The organism is Saccharopolyspora phatthalungensis, assembly GCF_014203395.1.
In the GTDB taxonomy this organism is placed as follows: domain Bacteria; phylum Actinomycetota; class Actinomycetes; order Mycobacteriales; family Pseudonocardiaceae; genus Saccharopolyspora; species Saccharopolyspora phatthalungensis.
The window spans coordinates 4,244,736-4,265,693 of sequence record NZ_JACHIW010000001.1 but is presented as its reverse complement, the minus strand read 5'-3'; the positions used below and the strand labels follow the sequence as shown (position 1 = coordinate 4,265,693).

Genomic DNA, 20,958 nt, shown 5'->3' with positions numbered 1-20,958 from the left:
ACCGGCGGGACGCAAGGGTTGGTCTGTTGTAGTACCCGACCAGGTCCACACCCGTTGGATGCGGCTGTGGACTCCGGCGGCATTACCCCCGAGATCACTTCATTGAAATCGGTGACGGGTTACGCGGGTTGTCGGGGTGGCGGTCGGCGTGCGGCGTTGTCGGGTTCGGGGTTCTTGGGGTACCCGCTCGGGCCGGGATGAAGTGGAAGTCGTTGCGGTGCAACGTGCGAAGCAGCATCCGGTACCGCAGGGTCGAGTCCGGCCAAAGCACAGTTCCGCTTGCCGAGCCGTTCTTGTACCAGCTCTGGCAACCGCCCGTGTGCCAGACCGTGCGTTGGAAACGCGTCCGGATCTCGTGCTGGAAACGTTGTGCCGCTTCCGGTCGGACGACGAGCGCCCGCGCGCCGGCTGACCGGGTTGCGCGGATCGCGCGGACGACGTAACGCGTCTGGGCCTCGATATTGGCCACCACCCCGGTGTAGGCGACGACACTGGTGGGACCCAGCAAGATGAACATGTTGGGAAATCCGGGCACCGCGACGCCGTTGTAGGCATACGGGCCGGTGCGCCACGCGTCCTTGAGAAGGCGCCCGCCGGTCCCTTCGATCGTGATCCGATCGAACGAGCCGACGAGGTCGAACCCGGTGGCAAAGACGATCACGTCGGTCTTGTGCTCATGACCGGCCTCGTCAACGACCGCGTCCGGGCGCAAGGCGACCGGGCTTGCGTTGACGACGTGGACATGGGGTCTGTTGAGTGCCGGGTAGTAGGCGTTGGAGAACAGCACTCGCTTGCAGCCCAGGCGGTATGCCGGGACGAGCTTGTCGCGCAGCTGGGGATCGTCGATGTGGCTTTCGATATGGCGGCGCACCAGCGGCTCGGCTGACCGCAGCGCTTCCGGGCGGTGGTGGAATCCGATGCCCCGCTGCTCGCGGCGCAGGTAGATCCGCAACCGGTGCAACGACTGCGCCAGGGGAAACCGGCGGAACAGCCGCTGGCGCCACGCGGGAACCGGCGCATCGGCCTTGGGCAGGACCCACGGGGCGGTGCGCTGGAAAATCGTCAACGACGAGGCGGTGTCGGCCAGTTCCGGGACGATCTGCACGCCCGAGGCGCCCACTCCCACCAGCGCGACGCGCTTTCCGGTCAGCTCGACATCGTGGTTCCAGCGCGCCGAATGCCAGATTTCCCCGCGGAAGGTTTCCGCGCCGGGCAGGTCGGGTGTTCGCGGAGCGTGCAGGCCGCCGACACCGAGGACGAGGAAACGACTGACATAGGTGGGCCCCTCGGCGGTGGAGACCGTCCACTCCCCCGCGTCGTCGTCCCAGCGCGCACCCGTCACCTCGGTACCGAGCCGGATCCGCGGCAGCAGGCCACGACGCCGCGCGATCCCTCGGAGGTAGTCGAGGATCTCGCGCTGACCGGCAAATGCCGAGCTCCAGAACGGGTTCTGGTCGTAGGAATACGAGTAGAGGTGGGACTCGACGTCGCATGCCGCACCCGGATAAGTGTTGTCGCGCCAGGTGCCGCCGATGTCGTGCGCCTTTTCCAGGACGAGGAAGTCCGTCCCGGACTTGGCAAGCTCGACGGCTTGAGCGATCCCGGACATGCCGGCCCCGATGATCAACACTTCGGTACGAACGGTCATTTCGGTTCCTCCGCGAGGAAATCGGCGATCTGGGGCCACAGGTCGCCCCAGGACTCGCCGCCGTGCTCGCTGTCGTGCGCGAGACCCGGCACCGTGACCAGTTGCGCGGGCAGATCGAGTTGCCGCATCCGCGCGGCCAGGTCGTGTGCCTGCGCGACGGGGACCACCTCGTCGGCGTCACCGTGCACGATGAGCAGCGGCGCGGCGAGGTCGCCGAGCGAGGTCAGCGGCTGCCGTTCGGGGGCCGCGAAGTAGGCTTCGATCTCGCTCGGGCTGATTCCGGATCGGTGCGGCAGCAGGGTTCCGGGCTGGGCCCGCTCGGCCGCCACGAGCAGCGCCGGGTCGTACATGCCCATGAGCAGAACCGCGCGGTGCCACCAGGCGGGCTCGCGCTCAAGCGCCAGCAGGGCATCGTAAGCGCCCCGGCTGGTGCCCAGGATGCTGATGCGCGCGGCGTCGATCTCCGGTAGTTCGGCGAGATATCCTGCCGCGGCAATGACATCGTCGACATCTCCGCCGCCCATTTCGGCCATTGCGCTGAATTCGGGGCCGTGGCCCGGCGCGCCGCGCTGGTCGACGGTGAAGACCGCGAATCCCGCCGCGTGCAGCGGCGCGTGCTCGCTGACGTGCACGTAGTCACCTTCGGCGTCCAGCGCGCCGCCCTCGCCCGCCGTGCACACCACGACGGCCGGATGTGGTCCGGGCCCCGCTGGCACGCTGAGGTGTCCGTAGATCGTCAGCCCGTCGGCCGAGACGACCTCATGGACGGTAAGGCTCTCGGTCAGCCCCAAGGTCTCGGCCGGCGCCCGGTCCAGCTCGTCGCCCAGCAGTTCGGCCAACCCTGTCACGTTGAGGTTCCGTTGCAGCTTCACCGCGGGAACCGCCACGCCGAGTTCCTTCTGCAATAGCACCCGCAGCTCGACCGCGGTCAGGGAATCGATGTCGACGGCCTGCTCCTCGTCGAGCTGGCTGTCGGTCAGGCCGGTCGTCCGTTGCAGAAGGGGCGTGATGGCGGCGGGCAACAGCTTGGCGCGTTCGGCCGGGCTGGCTTCCCGCAGGCGCCGCGGGAGGGACTCGTCGCCGCTACCGTCCGCTGTGCCGGCCGGCACGAGGTTGCGGAATCTCGATTGCGGGGCGAGCTGGGAGTTGGCCCGTGCCCAGCGCGGCCAGTCGATATCGGCCACCGATGCCTCGACCGGACGGGTACGCAGCAGCGTTTCGAGTTCGGCCACGAGGCGCGCGGGGGGCATGCCGACGTGACCGTTGCGGCGCAGGACGCTGCCGACGTGACCGTCGCGGCTGACCGCCACACCCACGTCGTCGATCATCCCCCAGCCGACGGCCGTGGCCGGTAGCCCCTGGGCATTCCGGTAGCGCGCAAGGGCGTTGAGGAATTCGTTCGCGGTGGCGTAGGCACCCGCACCGGCGGCGCCGAGCTGCGCCGCGACCGACGAGAAGAGCACGAAGAAGTCGAGGGTGTCCGCCTGGGTGTGCAGATGCAGGTTCCAGGCGCCGTCGGCCTTCGGCCGGGTCGCCCCCACCAGTCGCACCGCGTCGGTGTCCGAAAGCACCACGTCGTCGAAGTCGGCTGCGCCATGAACGATGCCGGCGATCGGCGGCAGCTGCCCGCGAACACGGGTGAGGAGGGCCGCCACCTGGTCACCGTCGGCCACGTCGGCCTTCTCGACGCGGACTTCGACGCCCTCGCCGGTCAGCTCGGTGATGACCCGCTCGGCCTCGGCGGTCGCGATGCCCCGGCGGCCGACGAGCACCAGATGCCGGGCGCCGCGGTCGGCCAGCCAGCGGGCCACCGTGAGCCCGAGGCCGCCGAGGCCGCCGGTCAGGACGTAGGTGGCGTCCGGCCGAACCGGCGATCCGGAAAGGGAAGACGCCGGAACCTTGACCTGTTCGCGGGCGAGGTGGACCGCGATCTTGCCGAGGTGGCCGGGCTTGCTCATGGCCCGGAACGCCGCGTCCACTTCGCCTGCGGACACCTCGGCGACCGGCAGCGGGGCGATGGCGCCCCGCTCGTAGAGGTCGGCCACCTCCCGCATGCACGAGCGGACGTGTTCGGGCTCCAGCGCCATCATCTGGTCGTAGTCGAACGAGTGGAACGACATGGCCTGCTGCGCCGAGGCCAGCCGCACGGCGTGGTCGGCGACGCTTCCGGGCTTGCCCAACTCCACGAACCGTCCGAACGTGCGCAGTAGCCGAAGGCTGTCATGGATCATCTCGCCGGGCAGCGAGTTGAGGATGACATCGACGCCTTCGCCGCCGGTCCACCGCAGGATGTCTTCGGCGAAGGCGGTGGACCTGGAGTCGGCCACGTGAGCGACGCCTTCGCTGCGCAGGAACTCTCGCCGCTGCTCGCTTCCCGCAGTGGCGTAAACCTCCGCGCCGAGCCATTTCGCGATGCGCACCGCGGCCAGTCCGACGCCGCCAGCGGCCGAGTGGATGAGAACACGGTCCCCGCTGCGCACGCCGGCGAGGCGCACCAGCGAGAGGTGCGCGGTGACCACCGGGAGCAGCGACGCGGCCTCCGCGAGAGACAGCGCCGCGGGCTTCTTGACCGCACGAACGGCGTCGAGCGTCACATGGGAGGCGAACAGGTCGCGGCTGTGGGCGAACACCTCATCGCCGGGCCGCAGGTCCGACACGGCCTCGCCGACGCGGACGATGGTGCCCGAGCACTCCAGCCCGAGCGTCTGCTGCGAGTGGCTGCCCTCGATCGCCTGCGGCGCGAGCAGTCCGGTCTGCTTGAGCACGTCCTTGAAGTTGAGCCCGACATGGGCGACCTCGATCTCGACCTCGGTCGGGCCCGGCGCCCGGCGAGCAGTCGCCTCGAAACGGGGGTCGTCCCCGTGGGCCCGGCGCGGGCGAAGCCGTACCGGGGTCTCGTCGGTCCGGACGTCCAGGTGGTCCAGCGACGACCCCTCGCCGGCCCGCTCAAGCCGGCGGACGTACCGGCCATCGGTGCGCAAAGCCACCTCGTCGAGACCGTCGTGCGTGAACTCGGTGATCAGAGCGTCGAGCAGCCGGTCATCGACCTCGGGTACGGCCGAGTCGAGATCGATGAGGCGGCAGCGCAGCTCCGGCCGCTCGGCGCTGACGACCCGGCCGAAACCCCACAGGGCGGCCGCGGACGGATCGGTCGTGGCGTCGTCGGCGGAAACACTTTGCGCGCCCGTCGTGACGACGAACAGCGGCACCGCCGTGACCGGCAGCGCCTGCACAAGGCGCAGTGGCTCGGCGACCGGCGTGCACGCGGCCGCGCGGTCGATGGTGGGGTCGTTCAGGTAGACCACACCGCGGCACTCCGAATCGCCCGCGACGGCGGCGGCCACTCGGGCAGGCCAGCCGTCCTCGGCCGGTTCCGTGCGCACGACCTTGCCGCCCAGCTCGTTCAGTCCTCGTTCGAGATCGACCGCGGCGACCGACGAGCCGACGAGGATCCAGGTGCCCTCGACGTCGCCGGTGCGCTCCAGTGGTTCCGGCTGCCACACGTGCTCGTACCGGAGGTTCGTCGAGCGACCCGTGGCCGCGCCGCCGTCCTCGGCCAGCCGCTGGGCGCGCAGACCCGACACCTCCGCGACCACCTCGCCGTCATCGGTGACGAGGGTCAGGTCGCATTCGAGCCGTCCGGGCACTTCGCTGCGCCGGTCTCGCCCGTGCACCCACAGCCGCTGGCCGGGCGCGCGGAAGAACCGGAGTGCCTCGATGCGCGCGGGCACATACGTGCCGGCCCCGTCGCCACCGATCAGTACGGCACCGGCGATCATGGCCTGCAGAGCGCCGTCGAGGATGGCCGGGTGCAGGCGATACCCGTCCAGCTCGACCGTGTCGAGGCGGAGCTCGCCGAAGACCTCGCCGGTCTCCTCCCGGCACCACAGCCGTTCGACGGCGCGGAATGCCGGGCCGTAGTTCAGGTTGCTTCCGTCCAGCCGCGCGTACACGTCGTCGTGGCTCAACTCGGGCAGCGTCCGCGTGAGTTCGGCCAGGGTCTCGGTGCGCCGCTCCGGTATCCGCGGCCGGGCCACGTGCCCGCGGCGGAGCTCGGCGTGCAACGTCCAGGCGGATTCATCGGACTGCGCACTGCTGTGCAGCGTCACGAGCCGTCGCGACGGGTCGTAACCCGCCCGCATCGTGGTGATCGAGGACGCCGGGAGCACGAGCGGCCGGTGGAAGACGACATCCTCCAGGTAACACGGATCGTCGTCGGCGAACATCGCCAGCGCGACCTCAAGATATCCGGAGCCCGGGAAGATCACGGCCTCGCCGATCCGGTGGTCGATGAGGTAAGGGAACTTGGACGCGGAGAGCTCGACGTCCCGGATCGGCGTTACCGAGGCCACGGCCCGCCCGCTCAGGCGCGGCCCCTCGGTACCCAGCCGCTTGTTCCGGGATTCCGTCGATTCGACCCAGTGACGCTCGCGCTGCCACGGGTACCGGGGAAGGTCGAGGTGCTTGCGCGGCCCCGGGTGCACGCCCTTCCAGTCGGGCTCGGCGCCGGCCGCGTACAGCGAGCCGAGTGATTCCAGTAGCTGCTGGCGTTGTGGACGGTCCCGGCGCAGTGACGCGAGCCGCACCGTGTCGGCGCCACGATCGGCCAGGGCCTCGTCGATCGCGGAGGCCAGCACCGGATGCGGCCCGACCTCCAGCACGGCTCCGGGCGCATGCGCGAGCAAGCGCCGGAATGCATCGGCGAACCGAACCTGCTGACGAACGTTGCGCCACCAGTACTCGGCGTCGAACTCGGGACCGTCGACCCGGTCGCCCGTCACGGTCGAGAAAAGCGGAATCTGGGCGGGGCGCGGGCGAATCTCCCGCAGCGCCGCCAGCAGCGGTTCGCGGATCTCGTCCATCTGATGGCTGTGGTAGGCCACCTCTACCCGCAGCTGCTTCACGGACGCACCCGCCGCCGTCAGCCGCTCGGCCACCACTTCCAGGGCCTCCCGGTCGCCGGCCAGCGTCGTCGCGGTCGCGCTGTTGACGGCCGCCACATCAACGCCGTCGACGAGGTAGGCAGCCACCTCATCGGCCGGGAGACCGACCGCTGCCATCGCACCACGGCCGGCCAGCCGGGACTGCAGGCTCGCGCGGTGGAAACTCACCGTCAGCGCGTCTTCGAGCGAGTACACGCCGGCCGCGTACGCCGCGGCCACCTCACCGACGCTGTGGCCCACGATCGTCGCGGGCTCGATTCCCCAGTCGCGCCACAGCGCGGTGAGCCCGGCCTGCACCACGAAGTTGGCGACCTGCGCGTACAACGTGCTGGTCAGCCGCGACTCGGCTTCGTCGCGGCGCAGCTCGTCGCCGATCGACAACCCGAAGCGGGCGAGAAACTCGTCGCATTCGGCGACGACCTCGGCAAAGCGCGGCTCTTCCCGCAGCAGCTCGCGCCCCATTCCCCACCACTGAGGCCCCATCCCCGTGTAGACGAAGGCGATCTCGGGCCGCGCCGCACGCCGTGGCGCAATGTCGAGCTCCCGCAGCGTCCCTGCCGCCTCCGCCGGGTCGGCGGCCACGACGAACGCCCGCAGGGGGTGATGATCACGCTGCCTTGCCGCCGCCCGACACACTTCCCGCAGTGCCGGGGCCTCCGGCTGTTCGAGCAGCGTCGCGTAGGCGTCGACCAACGCACGCAGGGCCTCTGGGCTCCGCGCCGACAGCGGGAGAAGCTGTGCTCGACCGTCGTCTTCCTCGTCGTCCCCCGAAGCCTGGACGGTCGGCCCCTGTTCGAGAATGGCGTGTGCGTTCGTGCCGCCGAAGCCGAACGAGTTGACGCCCGCCCGTCTCGGCCCGTCCTGCTCCGGGAACTGGACCATCTCGGTGGGAACTCGCAGCGGCAACCGGTCGAACGGAATGCCGGGGTTGGGCCGTTCGAAATGAAGGTTCGGCGGGATGAGACCGTTTTCGAGGCACAGGCTCGCCTTGATCACCCCGGCTGCCCCGGCGGCCGCCTCGGTGTGGCCGAAGTTCGACTTCACCGAGCCGATCCAGTGCGTGCGGTCCGAGTCGCCGAGCGCCTCACCGATCGCGGTCGCCTCGATGGGATCGCCCACCGCGGTACCCGTGCCGTGGGCCTCGTAGTAGCCCACCGACGCGGGCTCGACGCCGCCGACCCAGCAGGCCCGTCGGATCAGCGCACGCTGGGCTGCAACGCTGGGCACCGTGACGCCCGGTGTGCGGCCGTCCTGGTTCACCGCTGTTCCCCGCACCACGGCATAGATGTGGTCACCGTCTCGTTCGGCCGCGGAAAGCGGCTTGAGCAAGAGGATGCCCGCGCCTTCGCCACGCGCATACCCGTTGGCGCGGTGATCGAAAGACTTGCAGCGGGCATCCGGGGACAGGAACTGCCCCTTCGACATGAGAATCGAGGTGACCGGGTTGACCATGACGTTCACGCCACCGGCCACCGCGAGATCGCACTCGCCGCGCGCGATCGCGGCGCAGGCTTGGTGGAACGCCACCAGCGACGAGGAGCAAGCGGTGTCGAGCGTCAGACACGGTCCGCTCCAGTCGAACGTGTAAGACAGGCGGGCCGCCAGCATGGTCATGCTCACACCGGTCGGGGTGGCCGCGCCGACCAAGTGCCGGTTCGAGTCATTCAGCTGCAAGGTCGCGGCGTCGAAGGTGAACCCGCCGATGTAGGAGCCGACGCTGGCAGCCGCGGTCGAGCTCGGCGGGATACCCGCGTCCTCGAATGCCTCCCACGTGACTTCGAGCAGCAACCGCTGCTGCGGATCCAGCGCGGCCGCCTCGCGCGGCGACATGCCGAAGAAGCCCGCGTCGAACTCGTCAACCGGCGAGCGAAGGAAGCCTCCCTGGCGGACGAACATCCGGCTGGGAGTCGCGGGGTCCGCATCGAAGAAATCATCGGCGCGCCAACGATCCGGCGGGATATCGCCGACCGCGTCCACACCGGACACGATCAGGTCCCAAAAGCTCCGGGGATCCGTGATGCCGCCCGGGAAGCGGCACCCGATGCCGACAATCGCCACGGGGGCCGAGCGAAACGAGCTCGGGGCCTGTGTAGTGGACGGACCGGACCCACCGGTCAGTCCGGCAGCATCGTTCGAATGCATTGGTGAAACCACGAGAGGCCCCTCTCCGGCATCGGGCACAGGATCAACTGCCCTCCAGCGTATGGAGCAAGGTCGGCTGCGCCGAAACGTCTCTGCGCGGTTAGTACGTCGACTTTGCCCAAACACACCTGGCGCCAGTTCTCGCCATTTGGGACAAATGATCATATTGGTCGTTCGACGCGGGCGGGCCCCGTAAGCGAGCGGGTCCAGTAAACGAACAGCGCAGCCGTGGACCCGTCCCACTTGGCGAGAAACGAGCTCGATCACCGGACACTGTGGAGGGTCGGAAGCCGCGATCACGATGCGGAGACGAACAGATGTGCTGGTCGGGAACGGGCACAGCTTGGCAACTTCCCGCAGGCCTTCACCCACCTGGCATTGATCAGCGCCGCATTCTTCCTGGACCGCGCCCTCGGCTAAGGCCAGCGCCGAACGGCCGGAGCGAAGCGTCAAGGTTAGGACCCGGCTCGTAGCAATTGCGTCAAGGCGCCCGACGGGTGCCGGTCGGCGAGCTTCACTGAGCATGTCACCACCCATAGGTGAGGGTGGTACTCGTCAGGTCGGGGGGCGTGACGATGCGCATGTTCTGGCGTGGCGGCTCGGCCCGCTTGTCGGTCGGCGGACCCGCGATCACGTCTGCGGCGGGCTTCTTCGTCGTGGCCGTCGGGACGTTGCCGGCTGCCCTGGCGGTCTGGTGGTTGGGCGCCCCGGTCGCCGGGCTGGTCGTGCTGAGCCTCGTGGTCGGCGGATACGCCATCGCGATCAGCAATGCCGTAGGCGCACTGGTCACCGCGGCCCTGGGGTGGGCGTTCCTGAACGGATTCATCGTGCACGGGTACGGCGAACTCGGGTGGGACGGCTACGGCGATGCCGTCTGGCTGGGAACGCTCGCCGGCGCGGCACTAGCGGGCATCGTTTGCGGCTGGGTGCTGGTCGGCGTGCACGAGCGGTCGCCGGTCGAGGCGTCGGCTCGGGTGGCCGTGCCGGTTCCACGACCCGAGCCAGTGCCACGAGCCGAGACGGCGACATCATCGGAAGGACTTCGGTCCGCTACCAACAGCCGCGCCGATAGTCGTCCACATCGGACTTCGCTGTGAACGCCGAGGTGAAGTGGGGGCGTCATGGTCGATCTGGCTTTCGTGGCGTTGACCATCGCGGTCTTCGTCCTGCTGGCACTCGTGCTTCGGGTGGTCGAACGGTTGTGACCGTGGAGAACTTCGTCGGGCTGGTGTTGGCCGTGGTGCTACTGGTGTTCCTGTTGCTGGCGCTGCTGTTCCCGGAGCGGTTCTAAGATGACGACGGCCAGCGCCGGAGTCCTGTTCATCGCGACGTTGGTACTCGCGTTGGCAGCGGTGCACCGGCCGCTGGGGGACTACATGTATCGCGTGTACTCCAGCGATCGGCACCTGGCGGTTGAGCGCGGGATCTACCGGGTGGCCGGCATCGCCCCGGGTTCCGGGCAGACTTGGGGCTCCTACGCACGCAGCGTGCTGGCGTTTTCGGCCATCTCGGTGCTCTTCCTGTACGGCTTGCAACGCGTGCAGAACCACTTGGTGCTCAGCCTGGGGCACGACGCGGTCCGGCCGGACACCGCGTGGAACACCGCGATCAGCTTCACCACCAATACGAACTGGCAGGCGTATACGGGCGAGTCGACGATGGGGCACCTGGTGCAGATGGCCGGACTCGCCGTGCAGAACTTCGTTTCGGCCGCAACCGGGATGGCGGTCGCGATCGCATTGGTACGCGGGTTCGCGCGCAGCAGGACCGCCGAGCTGGGCAATTTCTGGGTGGATCTGGTTCGCGGCAGCGTCCGGATCCTGTTGCCCATCGCATTCCTCGGCGCGCTCGTGCTGTTGGCGGGCGGCGTGGTCCAGAACCTGCACGGCGCGCAGCCGGTGACCACACCCACGGGCGGTGCGCAGACGATCGTGGGCGGACCGGTGGCCAGTCAGGAAGCGATCAAGGAACTCGGCACCAACGGCGGCGGTTTCTTCAACGCCAATTCCGCGCACCCGTTCGAGAATCCCACGGCCTGGACCAACTGGGTGCAGATCTTCCTGCTGCTGGTCATCGCGTTCTCGCTGCCGCGCACGTTCGGCCGGATGGTCGGCGACCGGCGGCAGGGCTACGCCATCGTCGCCGTCATGGGCGTGCTCGCCCTGGTGAGCACGATCCTGGTCCAGGTCTTCGAACTCACGCACCACGGCACAGTCCCGACGGCGATCGGCGCGTCGATGGAGGGCCGGGAAGTGCGCTTCGGCGTGTCGAACTCGGGCCTTTTCGCCACGGCGACGACGTTGACCTCAACGGGAGCGGTGAACTCCTTCCACGACTCCTACACCAGCCTCGGCGGCGGCGTGCTGATGGTGAACATGATGCTGGGCGAAGTCGCGCCCGGCGGCGTCGGCTCGGGCCTGTACGGCATGCTCGTGCTGGCCGTGCTGACGGTTTTCCTGGCCGGGCTCATGGTCGGCCGCACGCCCGAATATCTCGGCAAGAAGATCGGCAGCCGGGAGATCAAGCTCGCGGCACTGTCCTTTTTGGCCACGCCGGCGCTGGTTCTGTTCGGCACGGCGGTCACGATGGCGATACCGGCGGGCCCGGCGGCCATGCTCAACACCCGGGCACACGGCCTGTCCGAAGTCCTGTACGCGTTCACCTCGGCGGCCAACAACAACGGGTCGGCGTTCGCCGGATTGTCCGCCAACACGGCATATTTCAACACCGCGCTCGGCTTGGCGATGGTGTTCGGCCGGTTCCTGCCGATGGTGTTCGTGCTAGCGCTGGCGGGTTCGCTGGCCCGGCAGAAACCCGTTCCCGTCTCGGCGGGCACGCTGCCCACCTACCGCCCGCAGTTCGCCGGAATGCTCGCCGGGGTGACGATCATCCTGGTCGCGCTGACCTTCCTGCCGATGCTCGCCCTGGCGCCGATCGCGGAAGGAGTCGGGTGATGGTCACCACTGCTCCCGGTATCGCGCCCCCGGCCGTCGCGGAGGCACGCCGGATCCAGGCGGGCCTGCTCGATCCGCACCTGCTCGTGCGGTCGCTGCCGGACGCGTTTCGCAAGCTGAACCCGTTCACCTTGTGGCACAACCCGATCATGCTGACCGTCGAGATCGGCGCCGGGTGGACGACGGTGCTCGCGATGGTCGCGCCGTCGTGGTTCGCGTGGCTGATCGTCGTCTGGCTGTGGCTGACCGTGCTGTTGGCCAACCTGGCCGAGGCGGTGGCCGAAGGCCGCGGCAAGGCTCAGGCCGCGACGCTGCGCCGCGCCAAACGCGAGACCCAGGCACGCCGCTTGATCGGGTGGCAGCCGGGACACACGAGCCAGCGGTGGGAAATCGTGCCGGCCTCGGCGCTGCGACGCGGCGACCGCGTGATCGTCGAAGCCGGCGACATCATCCCCGGCGACGGCGATGTGCTTGAGGGCGTCGCGAGCGTGGACGAGTCGGTGATCACCGGCGAGTCCGCACCGGTGATCCGCGAGTCCGGCGGCGACCGCTCCGCGGTGACCGGGGGGACCAAGGTGCTTTCGGACCGGATCATCGTGCAGATCACGCAGTTGCCCGGCGAGAGCTTCGTGGACCGGATGATCGCCTTGGTGGAGGGCGCCAACCGGCAGAAGACCCCCAACGAAATCGCGCTGAACATCCTGCTCGCCGCGTTGACGCTGATCTTCCTGCTCGCCGTGGCCACCCTGCAACCACTTGCGATCTACAGCAAGGCGGTCCAGCCGGGCATCCCCGACAGCCTCGCGTTGACCAGCGCGGGTGTGACCGGCGTGGTGCTCGTGGCGTTGTTGATCTGCCTGATCCCGACGACGATCGGGGCGCTGCTGTCGGCGATCGGCATCGCCGGCATGGACCGGCTGGTGCAGCGCAACGTCCTGGCGATGAGCGGTCGCGCCGTCGAGGCCGCCGGGGATGTGAACACCCTGCTGCTGGACAAGACGGGCACGATCACCCTCGGCAACCGCGTGGCCACCGAGTTCCTGCCCGGCGACGGCGCCACCGCGGGTGAGGTCGCCGATGCCGCGCAGCTGTCGAGTTTGGCCGACGAGACCCCCGAAGGCCGCTCGATCGTCGTGCTCGCCAAGCACGCCTACGAACTGCGAGCCCGCGCGGACGGGGTGGCCCCGCAGGCGAACTTCATCCCGTTCAGCGCGCAGACCCGGATGAGCGGCGTCGACCTGGACTCCGACGGCGGCACCCGGCGGATCCGCAAGGGTGCCGCATCCGCCGTGCTGGCCTGGGTCCGCGAACACGGCGGCGAGTCGACCGAGGACGTCGATGCGAGCGTGCAACGCATCAGCGCCGATGGCGGCACCGCGCTGGTCGTCGCCGACTGCCAGGACGACCGGCCCGCGCGCACCCTCGGGGTGATCCACCTCAAGGACGTGGTCAAGCAGGGCATGCGGGAGCGGTTCGACGCGATGCGGCAGATGGGCATCCGCACCGTGATGATCACCGGCGACAACCCGCTGACCGCTAAGGCCATCGCCAACGAGGCCGGGGTCGATGACTTCCTGGCCGAGGCGACCCCCGAGGACAAGATCGCGCTGATCCGCCGCGAACAAGAAGGCGGACGGCTGGTGGCCATGACCGGCGACGGCACCAACGACGCCCCCGCGCTGGCGCAGGCCGACGTCGGCGTCGCGATGAACACCGGCACCTCACCGGCCAAGGAAGCCGCCAACATGGTCGACCTCGACTCCAACCCGACCAAGCTGATCGAGATCGTCGAGATCGGCAAGCAGCTGCTCATCACGCGCGGCGCGCTGACCACCTTCAGCATCGCCAACGACATCGCCAAGTACTTCGCGATCATCCCCGCCATGTTCGCGGCGGTGTACCCCGGGCTCGACGCGCTCAACGTCATGCGCCTGACCAGTCCCGCATCGGCGATCCTGTCCGCGGTCATCTTCAACGCGCTGATCATCGCGGTGCTTATTCCGCTGGCCCTGCGCGGTGTTCGTTACCGACCGGCCAGCGCCGCCCAGATGCTCAGCCGCAACCTCTACCGCTACGGCCTGGGTGGGATCGTGGCGCCGTTCCTCGGCATCAAGCTCATCGACCTGGCCGTCCAGTTCCTCCCCGGGATGTCGTGATGTTCCTGCCGATCTGGCTGCGCCGCCACCTCGCCGCCCTGCGGATGTTGCTGGTGTGCACAGTGCTGTTCGGCCTGGCCTTTCCCTTCGCGGTCCTGGCCATCGGTCAGGTGCCGGGGTTGCGCGAACGGGCCGAGGGCTCGATGGTGCGGACCGACGCGGGCGCGGCGGGCAGCCGGATCATCGGTCAGTCGTTCACCGATGCCAATGGCCAGGCGTTGCCGCGGTACTTCCAGAGCCGTCCCAGCGCCGCCGGCGCGGGCTACGACCCCACCTCCAGCGGCGCGAGCAACCTCGGTCCCGAGGACATTGTCGACACGCCAGCCGCTGCGGGGGTGGCAGGCAGGCAGAGTCTGTTGACCCTGGTGTGCTCGCGGAGCAAGGCGATCGGCGAGCGGGAAGGGGTCGATGGTTCGCGGCCGTACTGCACGCCCAGCGGTGTGGGCGCGGTGCTCGCGGTGTTCGGCGAACGCCCCGGCGAGGCGCCGCGGGTGGTCAGCGTGAACGAGGTGTGCCCGACCGTGCCGTTCCTGACCAGCTACCGCGGGGCCCGGGTCGCATGCGCGTATCCCGGTGAGGACTACTCGGCCGGCCGGCTCGTCCCGATCCGCGGCAGCGGCCCGGCCGTCCCGGCCGTGCCGCCCGACGCCGTGACGGCCAGCGGAAGCGGACTCGACCCGGACATCTCCCCCGCCTACGCGCTGTTGCAGGAGCATCGGGTCGCCGCGGCCCGTGGCATGAGCCTTGAGCAGGTGCACACACTGGTCATGCGGCACTCGACCGGCCGTGCGCTGGGTTTCCTGGGCGAACCCACGGTCAACGTGCTGGAACTCAACCTGGCGCTCGACCGCCAACCGCACGCCTGAGGTGGACGGAGGTGACGCGATGCCACGAGGCCGGCTGCGCGTGTACCTCGGCGCCGCGCCGGGCGTCGGAAAGACCTACGCCATGCTCTGCGAAGGCCACCGCCGACTGGGCCGGGGCACCGACGTGGTCGTGGGGTTCGTCGAGACCTATGACCGGCCGCGCACCACCGAACTGCTGGAGGGATTGGAGATCATCCCGCGCCGGACCCTCGGCTACCGCGATGCGGTGTTCACCGAACTCGACGTCGACGCCGTCCGCGCCCGCCACCCGCAGGTGGCGCTGATCGACGAACTGGCCCACACCAATGTGCCCGGTTCGCGCAACGCCAAGCGCTGGCAGGACATCGAGGAGATCCTTGACGCGGGCATCGACGTGATCTCCACCGTGAACATCCAGCACCTGGAGTCGGTCAACGACGTCGTCGAGCACATCACCGGCATCCCGCAACGGGAAACGGTGCCCGACGAAGTGGTCCGCCGCGCCGAACAGGTCGAACTGGTCGACATGACCGCCGAAGCGCTGCGTCGACGCATGGCGCACGGCAACGTCTACCCGCCCGAGAAAATCGACGCGGCGCTGAGCAACTACTTCCGCGTCGGCAACCTCACCGCGCTCCGCGAGCTCGCGCTGCTGTGGCTGGCCGACAAGGTCGACGAGCAGCTCGACCACTACCGGGCCGAGCACGACATCACCGGCACCTGGGAAGCCCGCGAACGCGTCGTCGTCGCGCTCGCCGGCGGTCCCGAGGGCGACACGCTGATCCGGCGGGCCGCCCGCATCGCCGAGCGCGCCCGGGGCGCGGATCTCCTGGCGGTGCACATCATCCGCGGCGACGGCCTCTCCGACGCCAACCCTGCCCACCTGGCCCGCCAGCGCGCCCTGCTCGAAAACCTCGGCGGCACCTACCACCAGGTGCTAGGAGAGGACATCCCGGCCGCGCTGCTCGACTTCGCCCGCGGCGTCAACGCCACCCAGCTCGTCCTCGGCGCATCCCGCCGCGGCCGGCTGGCGCAGCTGTTCTCCCGCGGCGTCGGTGTCACCACCACCGCCCACTCCGGATCGATCGACGTGCACATGGTCACCCACGAACATGTCCGCCACCGGAGCTGGCTACCGAACCTGGGGCCGGGCGTGGGCCTGCGTCGCCGCATCGGCGGATTCGCCCTGGCAGTGCTCGGGATTCCACTGCTGACCGGGTTCCTGGAGTTCGCGCGCAACGACCTCTCGCTGCCCAGCGAGATCCTGCTGTTCCTGCTGCTGGTCGTCGGGATCGCGCTCGTCGGCGGCTTCTGGCCGGCCATCGCCGCCGCGCTGGCCGGGTTCCTGGTGCTCAATTACTACTTCACCCCGCCGATATACGTGTGGACGATCTCCGACCCCGACAACCTACTCGCGCTGATCGTCTTCGTGGCCGTCGCGATCGCGGTCAGCGTGGTGGTGGACCTCGCCGCGCGCCGCACCCGCGAAGCCGCCCGAGCCCGAGCCGAAGCCGCCATGCTGTCCAACCTCTCCGGCAGCGTGCTGCGCGGCGAACGGCCGCTGCCCGCGCTGCTCGCCCGGCTCCGCGAAACGTTCGGGCAAGACGCCGTGACCCTGTTGGAGCGGCGGCCCGAAAGCGCCCGCACACCAGAGGAACAGCACGATCCCCGGGCCTGGCAGGTCGTGGAGACCGTCGGCGCGGCACCGTGCCCCAGCCCGGACGCCGGTGACACCCACATCGCGGTCGGCGAAGATCTCGCGGTCGCGCTGCGCGGGCCCACGCTCCCGGCCTCGGACCGGCGTGTCCTGGAGGCCTTCGCCACCCAGGCCGCCGTCGCGCTGCGTCAGCACCGGCTCGCCGAACAGGCCGAGCAAACGCGACAGTTCGCCGACGCCAACCGGATGCGCACGGCCCTGCTCGCCGCCGTCAGCCACGACCTGCGCACCCCGCTGGCCTCCGCCACCGCCGCAATCGAAAGTCTCCGCAGCAACGATGTCGCGTGGAGCGACGAAGACGAGGCCGAACTCCTCGACACCGCCTACCAATCCCTGGCCCGGCTGGACCGGCTGGTCGCCAACCTGCTGGACATGAGTCGCCTGCAGTCCGGCACGCTCGGCATCGTCACCCAACAACTCGCCGTCGCCGACGCGGTGCCGCAAGCGCTCGACGGACTGGATGAAACCGGCCGCGTGCGGGTCCAGATCGCCGAAACGCTGCCCGACGTGCTCGCCGATCCGGGCCTGCTGGAACGGGTCCTCGCCAACCTCATCGCCAACGCCCTGCACTACAACCCCGCCGAGCAGCCGGTGCTCGTGACCGCGAGCGCGTTGGCCGACCATGTCGAAGTCCGCATCATCGACCGCGGCCCCGGCATCCGGCAGGCCGACTACGAGAAGATCTTCCTGCCGTTCCAACGCCTCGGCGACCGCGACAGCCACACCGGCGTCGGACTCGGCCTCGCCCTGGCCCGCGGGCTCACCGAATCCATGCACGGCACCCTCGCCCCCGAAGAAACCCCGGGCGGCGGGCTCACCATGGTCCTGACCCTTCCCGCGGCCGAAACACCCGCCATCCCAAGGCAAACCAGCGAAGAGAGCCGATCCGTCGAACAGCCGACGCCAAACCGAGGGAGCCCGGGATGACCCGCGTCCTCGTCGTCGACGACGACCACCAGATCCTGCGAGCGCTGCGCATCAACCTGCGCGCCCGGCACTACGACGTGGCCGTCGCGGCCGACGGCATCGCCGCGCTGCGCTGCGCCGCCGACTGGCACCCGGACCTCGTCGTCCTCGACCTCGGCCTGCCCGACCTGGAGGGCATCGAGGTCATCCAGGGCCTGCGCGGCTGGTCCGCCGTGCCGATCATCGTCCTCTCCGGCCGCTCCGACAGCCGCGACAAGGTCGATGCCCTCGACGCCGGCGCCGACGACTACCTCACCAAGCCGTTTGGCCTCGACGAACTCCTCGCCCGCATCCGCGCCGTGTCCCGCCGCACCACCACGGGCGACGCCGCCGCCACCGTGCCGCTCGGGGATTACCTCGTCGACCTCACCGACAAGACGGTGCACCGCGCCGGAGACACCGACGGACCGCACCTCACCCGCACCGAATGGGAACTGCTGCAAATCCTGCTGCGCAACCCCGGAAAGCTCATCAGCCAGCAACACCTGCTCACCCAGGTGTGGGGACCCACCTATGTTCGCAACACGCACTACCTCCGCCAGTACATGGCCCAGCTGCGCCGAAAGCTGGAAGCCAACCCCGACCACCCGCGACACCTGCTCACCGAAACCGGCATGGGTTACCGCTTCCAGCCCTGACCGCAGAGCCGCTCACCGGGTGTCCACCCCAACGTCAAAGCGTCGACTTCGTGGCTACGAGGCGTTCGACGATCCCCAGCTTGAAGCGATCGTGCTGCTCGATGGTGAACCCGACGGAGCGCACGTGCGTGATCGGCCGCCGCCGGAAGTGCTCCCCGCCGAGCGGGATGGTGACGATCTCCAGCAGAGCTTGCACAACGCGGGCCAGCCACGACGTGCTGACCACGTGATCCGCCAGCAGCAGGCGACCGCCCGGCCGCAACACCCGGTGCATCTCCGAGATGGCGCGGCGATGGTCCGGGATCGCACAGAGCGAGAAAGTGCACACCACGGTGTCGAACGAGGAGTCCGGGAAATCCATCCGTTGCGCATCACCGAGCTCCAAATCGACCGCACGGCAGGATTTCTCCGCGCGGCGACGGGCAAGTCCGAGCATTCCCGGGCTGAAATCGATCCCGCTCAACCGGATGTCGTCCGGATACCACCGGAGGTTCAGGCCGGTGCCGACCGCGACCTCCAGCACCTCGCCGCGAGCCTGTTGACACAGCCACTCCCGCGTGTCGCCGAAGAAATTGCGCTCCAGGAAATCCATTGTCCGGTCGTACGAGCCGGAGTGCTTGTCCCAGTAATGCCGCAACCGCTCAAGATTCTTGGATGTCGCCCGCAAGTCCCAGCCACCACCTTCCGCTATCGGAACCCAGGCTAGTGGAGAGCGTTTCAAGAGTGGGTTTGCGTAGCGGTGCGGGTAGCGGCCCCTCTGCGGGAGTTACCGTCGTCGCATGGCGGTCCAGACGCGATGGGGGATCCGGCTGTGGGAGGTTTCGGGTTGGCATGGTCGCGGGCGGCTTGGCATGGTTTGCGCGCCTTTCCAGGGAGTTGGGGCTGTGGGAGGTTCGGTGTTGGATGGTTCGCGGGCGGCTTGGCGTGATTCGCCGCGCCTTTCCAGGGGGTTGGGCTGTGGGAGGTTCCGTGTTGGATGGTTCGCGGGCGGCTTGGCATGGTTTGCGCGCCTTTCCAGGGGGTTGGGGCTGTGGGAGGTTCCGTGTTGGATCGGCCATCCCCGCGATCGGTGGAGTGTGGGGGCTGTGTTCCGGAGGTCAAGCCCGGCCTGGCGGCCGCCTCTTCGAGGTTTCAGGCTTGACATCCGGCCCACAGCCCCGGTTCGGCTTTGTATCGCGGGGATGGCCCCGGAGTGGGCTGGCGCATCGGGGCGGGTTGCGTTGCGGGGCGGGTTGCGTTGCGGGGTGGCGGATTCGGTCGTGGCTGGGACTGGTGCCGGTCGGCTTGGGGTTGTTCCGTGAGGGTTTGATCGGTCGTGCTGGCGGGCGCCTTCGGCGTGTGGTGGATGAGTTTTTGTTGTGGGGTGGGGGTTTTCGTGGCCTGGGTGGGGGTTTTCACCTGATCAAGCGATGCTGAAATGCGTGCGAATGGGTGTTCGAATCTGGGAGAATGGAGGTATGGCACCGTTGACGGACACCCGGGACGCGAGCGTGGAGATGATGTCTTCACGGTCGTCTGTGGTGTCGTGCTCGGATGCCGAACTCATCGACCGGATCCAGCGCTGTGAGCAGAGCATGCGGGTGGCGATGATGGAGCAGTTGCAGGTCATCGCCGAGGCCGACCGGCGGGGGCTGCATGCCGAGCGTGGTGCGAGGTCGATGCAGGTGTGGTTGCGTGAGTTGCTCAACATCGACCAGAGAGACGCCAAGACTCGGGTGACGGTCGCCCGTAACGTCGAGGACCGGGCTTCGCTGTATGGCGAGACGATGCCCGCCGAGCTTCCCCAGACCGCTGCCGCCTTGTCGCAAGGGGCGATCAGTGTTGAGCATGCGCGGGTGATCGTGGCGGGCATTCACCGGCTGCCCGAGTACGCCCGTTGTCACCGGGTGGGGGAGGTCGAGGCGACCCTGGCCGGCTACGCCCGCCAGATGCCGCCGCGTGAACTGGAGAAAATCGCCGAACGAATCAGGTATCTACTCGACCAGGACGGCGCCTACCAGGACGAAGCCGACCAGCACGACGCCCGGGAACTGCACTACGCGACCTCCCGGGACGGGATGACGGTCATCAAAGCCCGGCTCGACCGCGAGACCGGCGCGAAATTCGCCGCCCTCATCGAGCCGCTGGCCGCCCCGTGCCCGGAGGTCGACGGGGAGAAGGACCCTCGCAGTGCCGGGCAGCGCAATGCCGACGGCTTCGCCGCGTTGCTCGATCTTGCCACCGATTCCGACGGGGTGCCGCGTGCCGGTGGGCAACGGCCGCACCTGACGATCACCATCGACTTCGAAGACCTCAAACGCGGGCTGGGCTTCCCCGACGAGCACGGTATGCCCGGCACCCTGAACACCGGGCGTGCCATCACCGCCGAGAACGCCAGGCGCATCGCCTGCGACAGCGAAGTACTGCCCATGGTTCTCGACGGAGCTGGCCTGCCCCTGGAGGTCGGCCGGGCCAGGCGAACCGCACCCGCGCACCTTCGCGCCGCGCTACTCCAGCGCGACGGCAGCTGTTCGTTTCCCGGCTGCGACCGGCCGCCGGGAACCCCCGACGCCCACCACCTCGTGAGCTGGATCGATGGCGGCCCCACCGAACTGGCCAACATGACAATGCTATGCGGCCACCACCACCGGACCGTGCACAGCCAGCGGTGGGAGATCCAGATGCGCGAGGGCAGACCCGTCTTCATCCCACCGTCCACCGTGGACATCGACCGAAGACCGCGACCAGGCGGCAAGGCGCTGCCCGCCCAGCACCGCGAACACCTCCGGGACCTCATCCCCACCCAACGGGACCCGGCGGGCGAATCGTGCCGCTCGCGTCCGGAAGCGGCGGTCAGCTGACTGGCGCGGTGCCAGCCTCGTGATCACGTAGCGCGGAGCGGTCCTGGCGTGCGGTCCCGCGCGCGCCGAGAAGCCCCTGGGTGGTTTCGGGGGAGCCGCGACAGACCGC

The 20,958-nt window shown here is 69.1% G+C and carries 11 protein-coding genes; 8 read left to right on the top strand and 3 right to left on the bottom strand.

From position 1 onward, the window contains the following. Nucleotides 1–94: 94 nt before the first annotated feature. Nucleotides 95–1,648, bottom strand: a complete 1,554-nt coding sequence (locus BJ970_RS19655) for a flavin-containing monooxygenase (RefSeq protein WP_184727594.1) — start codon at nucleotides 1,646–1,648, stop codon at nucleotides 95–97. Next, nucleotides 1,645–8,649, bottom strand: a complete 7,005-nt coding sequence (locus BJ970_RS19650) for an SDR family NAD(P)-dependent oxidoreductase (RefSeq protein WP_312864321.1) — start codon at nucleotides 8,647–8,649, stop codon at nucleotides 1,645–1,647. Before BJ970_RS19650 ends, BJ970_RS19655 begins: the two co-directional genes overlap by 4 nt. 653 nt (nucleotides 8,650–9,302) lie before the next feature. Here BJ970_RS19650 and BJ970_RS37985 point away from each other — a divergent pair. The 7 genes from BJ970_RS37985 (at nucleotide 9,303) to BJ970_RS19615 (ending at nucleotide 18,009) form a co-directional block, all read left to right on the top strand. Continuing rightward, a complete protein-coding gene (locus tag BJ970_RS37985; RefSeq protein ID WP_246470920.1) occupies nucleotides 9,303–9,830 on the top strand; it encodes a hypothetical protein in 528 nt (175 codons plus the stop codon). A 104-nt stretch (nucleotides 9,831–9,934) separates the two neighbouring features. Beyond that, on the top strand, nucleotides 9,935–10,024 hold the full coding sequence (gene kdpF, locus BJ970_RS19640) for a K(+)-transporting ATPase subunit F (RefSeq protein WP_184727592.1): 90 nt from the start codon (nucleotides 9,935–9,937) through the stop codon (nucleotides 10,022–10,024). A gap of 1 nt (nucleotide 10,025) precedes the next feature. Then, the gene (gene kdpA, locus BJ970_RS19635) at nucleotides 10,026–11,687 is read left to right on the top strand and encodes a potassium-transporting ATPase subunit KdpA (RefSeq protein WP_184727591.1); all 1,662 of its coding nucleotides are present in this window, start codon (nucleotides 10,026–10,028) and stop codon (nucleotides 11,685–11,687) included. Continuing rightward, nucleotides 11,687–13,843, top strand: a complete 2,157-nt coding sequence (gene kdpB / locus BJ970_RS19630) for a potassium-transporting ATPase subunit KdpB (RefSeq protein ID WP_184727590.1) — start codon at nucleotides 11,687–11,689, stop codon at nucleotides 13,841–13,843. Before kdpA ends, kdpB begins: the two co-directional genes overlap by 1 nt. Further along, nucleotides 13,843–14,709 carry a potassium-transporting ATPase subunit C gene (locus BJ970_RS39535; protein WP_184727589.1) on the top strand — a complete coding sequence of 289 codons (867 nt, stop codon included), beginning with the start codon at nucleotides 13,843–13,845 and terminating at the stop codon, nucleotides 14,707–14,709. The genes kdpB and BJ970_RS39535 overlap by 1 nt, the downstream gene beginning before the upstream one ends. 19 nt (nucleotides 14,710–14,728) lie before the next feature. Continuing rightward, nucleotides 14,729–17,332: a sensor histidine kinase gene (locus BJ970_RS19620; protein ID WP_184727588.1), complete on the top strand. Its 2,604-nt coding sequence runs from the start codon at nucleotides 14,729–14,731 to the stop codon at nucleotides 17,330–17,332. Then, a complete protein-coding gene (locus tag BJ970_RS19615) occupies nucleotides 17,329–18,009 on the top strand; it encodes a response regulator (protein WP_184727587.1) in 681 nt (226 codons plus the stop codon). The genes BJ970_RS19620 and BJ970_RS19615 overlap by 4 nt, the downstream gene beginning before the upstream one ends. Before the next feature lie 34 nt (nucleotides 18,010–18,043). Here the strand turns inward: BJ970_RS19615 and BJ970_RS19610 are convergent, their stop codons facing one another. Then, nucleotides 18,044–18,676 (bottom strand): class I SAM-dependent methyltransferase, encoded by a 633-nt coding sequence (locus tag BJ970_RS19610; protein ID WP_246470919.1) that lies wholly within the window; start codon nucleotides 18,674–18,676, stop codon nucleotides 18,044–18,046. A 790-nt stretch (nucleotides 18,677–19,466) separates the two neighbouring features. On the opposite strand from BJ970_RS19610, the gene BJ970_RS19605 reads away from it, so the two are divergent. Next, complete coding sequence (locus tag BJ970_RS19605) at nucleotides 19,467–20,849, top strand: HNH endonuclease signature motif containing protein (protein ID WP_184727586.1); 1,383 nt, start codon at nucleotides 19,467–19,469, stop codon at nucleotides 20,847–20,849. Nucleotides 20,850–20,958: the final 109 nt, after the last annotated feature.